This window comes from Bacillus cereus group sp. BfR-BA-01331 (assembly GCF_022663915.1).
Lineage (GTDB): Bacteria > Bacillota > Bacilli > Bacillales > Bacillaceae_G > Bacillus_A > Bacillus_A mycoides.
Window position 1 is genome coordinate 1 of record NZ_JAKUGJ010000065.1, and the last position, 7117, is coordinate 7117.

Genomic DNA, 7117 nt, shown 5'->3' on the forward strand with positions numbered 1-7117 from the left:
CTGACATCGGTTGATGTAATGGCTCATCCAATTTTGTTACCTTATCAAGCATGACAGGCGAATATTCCAATAGGTATTCATTTAAATCATTTACTTCATTGATTTTTTCACCTGTACCCTCTTGCGGGAATTGACATTTCCCAGACCGGATCATTTCTGATAAAAACTCTTTACAATCCTCTGCTTTTAATACGACTTGTGCAATCGTTAGAGAAGAAAACTCATTCTTATCGAAATACACTTCTAATGGTTGTAACAAATTTCTTGTTAGCATCTCTTCATAAATCGGCTTCGCCCATTCTTCTAAGATTGGTAGACCATACGGGGGAGCCATTAAGAAATCTCTTACTTGCATTTCTGGTGCTTCATCAATTGCAACAATATACTTTTCTTCTATTTCCTTAGAAAACGCAATAATTGCCTTTTTTCTATTTGCTGTTTGTGTATTAATAAACTCAAATTGTCCTGTCGAAATTACATTCATTTTTTTCCTAACGTATAATGTAATTCTTCTTTTTGTCCCTCTCCAAAATACAAACGACGTGTACCCATTGATATTGCAGCACGGAATGACTTTAATGTACTCTCATTCGCACCTAATACTGCAAATTGGATTTGATGATGACGATTTACTGCCATAGCAAAGCAAAAAGCAGTATGTGAAGCAGTAGCCGTCTCCAATTGCAACATCGCTGGTGTTTGTTCCTGGTCAAATGTATGTTGTTGAATTATTTCGTTTATCATAATATTCGTTCCCTCCTAAAAATAAAAAACCCATCATAATCGATACGTTTCATGTCCTACTCATTTAATTTATTGTTTAAAAATCTATAAACTGTTTCCACTCTGTTAATGAATGCTCAGCCGCATGTAGAATATCGTCTACACCTTGGAATAGTGAAAAATGTTCTAACACTCCCAAATGCGTACCTGTACTGATCTGAGATGCACAAAGGCAAACTACCGTTAGAACAATAGCGATTCGGAGCACACGATTACTAAACTCCCAAGCAATATATAATGCTCCTATTCCTAATAGTACAGACATAGCCTTCTTCCTTTCCTAGACAAGTTCTTTGACTTCACCAGTTGGTGTTGCAATGATAAATTTCGCACGGCGTTTTTGTAATACAACTTCTTTCGTTGTTTTTTCCAGTTGCTCAAATGAAGTTTCAAAAAACATATTTTCAGATCCACGAACAGCATGGAGCGTATTTCCTTCACCAAGCAAACCGTCTGCCACGCCTGTTATCAGCAATAGTCCTAATTGTCCGGAAGCAATTGGCATCTTTGCTCTTTCAGCATCTGTTTTCTCATTTTGAAGTGAGTAACCATTCCCTCTATTTAAACGCTTCTTAAATGTCGAGATACCTTCCGATTTCCCCACACCTTCATAAGCACTTTTATAATCCACTCTTGATGTAAAAATTAGTTTGTTTTGATGACGCAATGCAGGTATAGCCCAATCCTTACGATTTACCATTTCTGCTAATGTATTCACATGTTTTTTGACGAAAGTAAGGTCAGACATGTTTTCACAGAAATTAGCGAACCGATCGTTGAAGTACGTGTCATTTTTCGTAGCAGCACGCTTACGTCCAACGAAGACACACTGTTTAAATGCATCGAACTCCTTATTTTCATCACCAAAACGCATTAAGCCTATTTCCTCATAATTTTTTGCTAAGAAATAACTAATGTCGTCTCTAGCAAATCTGTCGTAAGGAATGACATACACCATAATCCCACCATCTTGTAAATAATGGTGTGCACGCTTTAAGAAGTTGAACTCCATTTTCTCTGGTTTTGCATTTTCTGTACGAAGCTCCGTATTATAAGGAGGATTTAAAAAAATAAGCGGAAAATAGTCATGACTAATCTTCATACTTTCAAAGCCCGAGCGTACCACTACATCTAATTGCTCTTTTGCTTTGCCATATCGATTTGCATCTATTTCTACAACATATGTATCAAGTTGTATGCCAACTTGCTTCACCTCGTCTGCAAAACTTCGTAAAATTGTTCCTTCTCCACAACATGGATCAAAGCAAGCATAAGCTCGCCCTGGTTCCATTTGTAATAGTTGTATTAAGTGTTTCCCTTCTGTTAGTGGTGTTGGATAAAATCCCGCCGCTAAATCATTTCCTATACGCATAATCTTTCCCTCCAAGTTCTATTTTGCAATAAAAAAAGGAAGATCCAAGTATATACATCACTTAGTTCTTCCTTTTACCCTCTATACACTACCTCGACTTGTTTCATATATCTTTTAAAATGGTAGTTGTTCATCTGTAATCTCCGGAATCTCATCCAAACTAGCAAAAATATCATCTTGTTCATCGGATGGTTCTTTCGCTTCCTTCTCCTTTGGGTCATTTAACACGCGCCAAATATCTTTTTTCATCATTTTATCCCCTATTCCTTTTACTTTTCTGTTTCATAAACACTGTCATCATCATAAAAAAGAAATCTTTTACTTTACGCATGACTTTACGAAACTTTGGTTCAGCTACAATCTTTGTGCCATTGTAAAAACTTTGTTGACCGACAAAGCGCCATAAGATTACATAGCCTTCTTTTACTTCCTGGATGCCCTCAATAAATAATGCAATTTCTTGTATAGCTTCTTTTTCATGAATAGAGTTTGGTTTAAAATATTGCATTTTACCATCAGGTAATATAATTTCTGCCTCTAAACAACCTCATAATTGATTAATTCTCGATTTAGGTTCCGTTAACATTGCTGATGCAGCATATGACTTCTGATTTTTTTCTATTCGTGCTTTATGTTCCTCTACTGTTGATACTAGTCGTAAGTGTCTACAATCTTTTTTCATTTTACTATCTCCTCTATTTTGTAATTTATTATGGTTCATAACCCCGCCTGCAAACTTGAAAACAACACAAAAAGGGCTTCTTCAAGTCGATTAAAAATGTGCATAGCAAAATAAGCTATATATACACTAATCGGCTCAAAGAAGCCCTTTCACAATTGAAACAAGACGCAACTTGCTTCTACAACTCAACCACAACACAAAAAGGTGTGGGAATAAACGGAATCAAATAAACTAACAATATACCTATATATTATATAATATCGTTATGCATTTCAAGAAGTTTTAATTAAATTTAACGCATTACCTAAAAGAATCCTTCTTCCTCAAGCTTGTGAAGGACGAAAATCCAAAGGTAAGTGAGAGTTGAATTTCGGGTAATGCGTAAACTCATAATAAATTACTATCAAGTATCTTACCAGTCTTAATCCACGCATCTACTAGAAATGCGACGACCGATAAGGTTAGGATTGTTCTGGCTACCTTTATTCCAATCCCTACGCCTAAAAGAGGCCGGACATGACCAGTCAAATCATCATGAATTATTATAACAAATTTCAATACGCGCACCTACAAGAAGAGGTGCGACAAAATCAACACGATGCTTCTAAACAGCTAGATAACTGAATTAAAGAAGTAGTAGCGACATTTTGGCTCATCCATACACATAAAGCAAAGCGACTAAATCTTTTGCTTGGTACTGACTGGTTCGCTGCACAAAACCAACATCTCTAGCAAGATCTCGTAAGATATTTTGGGATAAGAACCTTTGAATTTCTTGAGCAAATAGTAGTAATTCATCAGATACAGAAATAGACATACAAAAACGCCATCCTTTCCTATGATTTAAAGAAAGAATAGCGTATTTTTAATTTTATGGAGAACTAATTATTTCTTTTTTTATAATAAGAAAAGAAATTTATTATCATATTAATTAAACATATAAAGATAAATGAGTACTTGAAAATAGTACTTTTATAGTTTCCAAAAAACAAAAATAGTATAGCTAAAAGTGATAGTATGCTAATAATTAAATGATACATATATTGAGACTGTTTCTTCATTAATCATTCCCACTCTTTATATTATCACAGTAAAAATTAAAATAAATAGAATATACCTAATTGGATATCTAAATAGTTAGATACTTCATAAACTTAAGAAAAAATAAGATGAATTTCCAAAGAAATCACCTGTAGAAAAAGAAAATTTTTACTGTTTTGGGGGTGTTTCTTTTCACTAGATTGCTGGGCATGTCCTGCTACCCCAATTATGTCGCAAGTGTTTTTTTATGATTTGATTGTTTTACAATACACGAGCGTCGTCTTCTATAGTTTGTTTTTTAAATTTTTGGGTCTTATTTTTAGATTTTTTGAAAGTTAGAGCCATACCAACAAAAATTAGAGTAATCCCTGATACTTGCATTAAAGTTGGTCGGAATCCTGTAAGCACCGTGTCCAATAAAATTGCTACAGCTGGATCTAAAAAAACTAATATCGAGATTAATTTTGTTGATAAATCACGTAAGCTATCAAAGAATAAGTAGTATACCAATCCTGTATGGATAAGGCCGGTTGCTATAATATACGTCCAATTACTTTGAGTCAGTCCATGGAATGCATCAAAATCTATAAAGGGTATTAGAAGAAAAATCCCTAAAAATGTTTGCAAAAAGGTCATTGCATAAGCACTCATGTTCTTAATACCTTTCCCAAATAAAGTTGTAAATGCATAAAACAGAGCTGCGAGAAGTCCCCAAACCATGCCAGAAGACATTAACGAGTCGAAAGAGAAGTTTTTGTTTATACCAGCGATTAATAACGCTCCTACAAAGCAGATAATGATAGAGATAACAGATAATACTGTTAATTTTTCTTTAAAAACAATACTTCCAATGATAAGTACAATTATTGGAGCAAGGTGATAGACTGATATTGCAACTGTGACTGACATATTTTCAAACGCTTTAAATAAAAATACCCAATTAAATACAAGGAAAAATCCACATATCAAGACTTGAATAACTTCTTTTCGTTCCCATTTATCATGTTTGTACTGTCCAGTAATTAGCCAGCATAGACTTAAAAATATTGTAGCAAAAATGCATCGTACAAATACCAACTCAAATGAAGGTAAATTTGTTTGTACGGAAAAAAAGCCGACTGAACCGAAAATAACCATTGATATTATCATCTTCAAAGCCGGTAATGATTTTCTCTCAATAGAATTTTGTTGAATCAATTTAATCCCCCCGTTAAATATCTAATTTTTAGTAAGAAAAGCACCGTCCTTCTATAAAGGGCAGGTGCTTTTAATTTATCTACAAAAAACACTTAATTATAAATTCTTCCCAGCTGTCCAACCACCATCTATGACAAAGTTGGAACCTGTAACAAAGCGAGCCTGATCAGAAATTAAATATTCAATACACGAAACAATATCCTGCGGTATTCCCCACGTATCTAAGGATTGATTGCTTTTTATAAGGGATACCAAACGTTCATCACTAAAATATTCTTCTGTAAGCTCTGTCCTAATGACACCCGGAGAAATACTGTTCACTCGTATGTTTTGCTTACCAAACTCCATAGCCATCTGTTTAGTAAGTCCAATTAGAGCATGTTTTGATGCAACATAAGCCGCTCTTTCAGGTTCAGCCATTAATCCTGAAACAGATGCTATATTTACTATGCAACCTTTTGTTTTAAACTTGTACCAACGCTTAGCAGCTTCCCTTGAAAGAATAAAGGGTGCTACTAAATTAACATCTATTACTTTTTTAAATAGATCATCAGAAAGTTCTAATACAGGTGTTATTTCCCTGATACCAGCGGCGTTTATAAGTATGTCGGGACAAAGGGTATCTGTATCCAATTGTATAAAAAGATTATTAATCTCATTGCTGTTACTTAAATCTATTTGTACTAACTTAAAAGACGTATGTGTTTTTGTATAGTCTACTAATTTATTTGTATTAATATCAAGAGCTATTACATTGAATGATTTTTCTAAAAAATATTCAATACAAGCATTTCCTATACCACTGTTGGCGCCTGAAATCATAATAGTTTTATTTTTTATCATTTTGGCTCCTTATAAGAAAACGTTACTAATAAAATGTCACGTACGGCTTCTGTATTACACTCTGTTCCTAGTGGTGTTACAGCGTGGAATACCTTTTGTCCAAATACTAAAGTTTCTAGGGGATCCTCCAAACTTATAAACTTGTTAATTTCCCTAGGGCTGTTTGCAATTAGATTGTCTCCGCCAAGAGCTGTATTACTTAAATTCATGAGATGTAAAAAGACAATCGGCTCATCATCCTTATGTAGCCAAATTGGAGAGCTAAAAGAAGGGTTTTCTCTCGTTGCCTTATATCTTACTTGATGTAAACCTATAATTATATCCTTACTTGTATCAAGTATGTTTGTATTAAATGCAAATTCACTATCAAAGCGAACAATTTTCTCAATTAATGAATTATGTAAAAATTCATCTGTTATACTGTTGAAATTTCTAATTTTCCCACCATCGTCATAATTATATTCTTCAGATTGGAAATATCCATTGTCTGTATCTAGAACATAATCTGAAGAACCAGCGTATTTTATATATCTTGAATAGGCTCTAGCGCGACATTCGCCATATGCGTCGTTTTGTAAGCTGTAGTAGTCTAACTGTGCTTTCGTTAGTAATGCCTGATCTTCTTGATCTTGTAAAAAAATATCATTAGAGATTTGAATGTATCCATTTGATTCGAATTCATGTACATTTTGTTCTACGTCAAAACTGCTTGTCTTATTAGAAACTGTTGTTAGCATAAGAGCACCTCAAACTTTCAAATTATATTTTTCCCACTGTATATTCAGAATGAAGCATGGGTTGAGGAGTAATATGTTTAATAACCTTAAATATAACTTGTTAAATTAATACACAACATTAACTATTTGGTTATTAATAACTCCTATTACAGTATAAACCATATTAGAGAATTTTTGCAATTTTTTTCGAATTGTATGAAATTTTATTTTAATTAGTTTTTTATTCTGAATCACTAGGCTTTTTCTCTTTATTCCCCATTTTTTCTTGTCTCCTCCAAAATGTAAGATGTATCATTCAAATGAATTTTTGCAAATAACATCTATTAATCCTTCTGTATAAAAATACGCATATAAAGACGAGAATTGATATTGTGAACTACCCGCCACTTAACGTCCTAACGGACTGTTTGAAGTGGGGGCTTCTCGGTTAGTCGTTACTTTTGATAGCTAACGAATTCGTCC

The 7117-nt window shown here is 33.8% G+C and carries 6 protein-coding genes and 3 pseudogenes; all 9 read right to left on the reverse strand.

Annotated features, from left to right (window positions below; genetic code table 11):
- A pseudogene (locus MR155_RS30345) lies at positions 1–744 on the reverse strand (hypothetical protein); the annotation flags it as partial.
- 76 nt (positions 745–820) lie between these two features.
- Complete coding sequence (locus MR155_RS30350) at positions 821–1048, reverse strand: hypothetical protein (protein WP_078205207.1); 228 nt, start codon at positions 1046–1048, stop codon at positions 821–823.
- A 15-nt stretch (positions 1049–1063) separates the two neighbouring features.
- Positions 1064–2155: a DUF6094 domain-containing protein gene (locus tag MR155_RS30355; RefSeq protein ID WP_201038198.1), complete on the reverse strand. Its 1092-nt coding sequence runs from the start codon at positions 2153–2155 to the stop codon at positions 1064–1066.
- Positions 2156–2269: 114 nt separating this feature from the next.
- Entirely contained in the window at positions 2270–2404 is a 135-nt protein-coding gene (locus MR155_RS31920) for a hypothetical protein (RefSeq protein WP_274606576.1), read from the reverse strand.
- Between the two features lie 20 nt (positions 2405–2424).
- A pseudogene (locus MR155_RS30360) lies at positions 2425–2837 on the reverse strand (DUF6018 family natural product bioysynthesis protein).
- A 596-nt stretch (positions 2838–3433) separates the two neighbouring features.
- Positions 3434–3654, reverse strand: a pseudogene (locus MR155_RS30365) (IS4 family transposase); the annotation flags it as partial.
- 485 nt (positions 3655–4139) lie between these two features.
- Positions 4140–5027, reverse strand: coding sequence for a DMT family transporter (locus MR155_RS30370; protein ID WP_002065479.1), 888 nt, complete (start codon positions 5025–5027; stop codon positions 4140–4142).
- 144 nt (positions 5028–5171) lie between these two features.
- Positions 5172–5918 (reverse strand): SDR family NAD(P)-dependent oxidoreductase, encoded by a 747-nt coding sequence (locus MR155_RS30375; protein WP_201038199.1) that lies wholly within the window; start codon positions 5916–5918, stop codon positions 5172–5174.
- Positions 5915–6655 carry a 2OG-Fe dioxygenase family protein gene (locus MR155_RS30380; protein WP_002065477.1) on the reverse strand — a complete coding sequence of 247 codons (741 nt, stop codon included), beginning with the start codon at positions 6653–6655 and terminating at the stop codon, positions 5915–5917. Before MR155_RS30380 ends, MR155_RS30375 begins: the two co-directional genes overlap by 4 nt.
- Positions 6656–7117 lie beyond the last annotated feature (462 nt).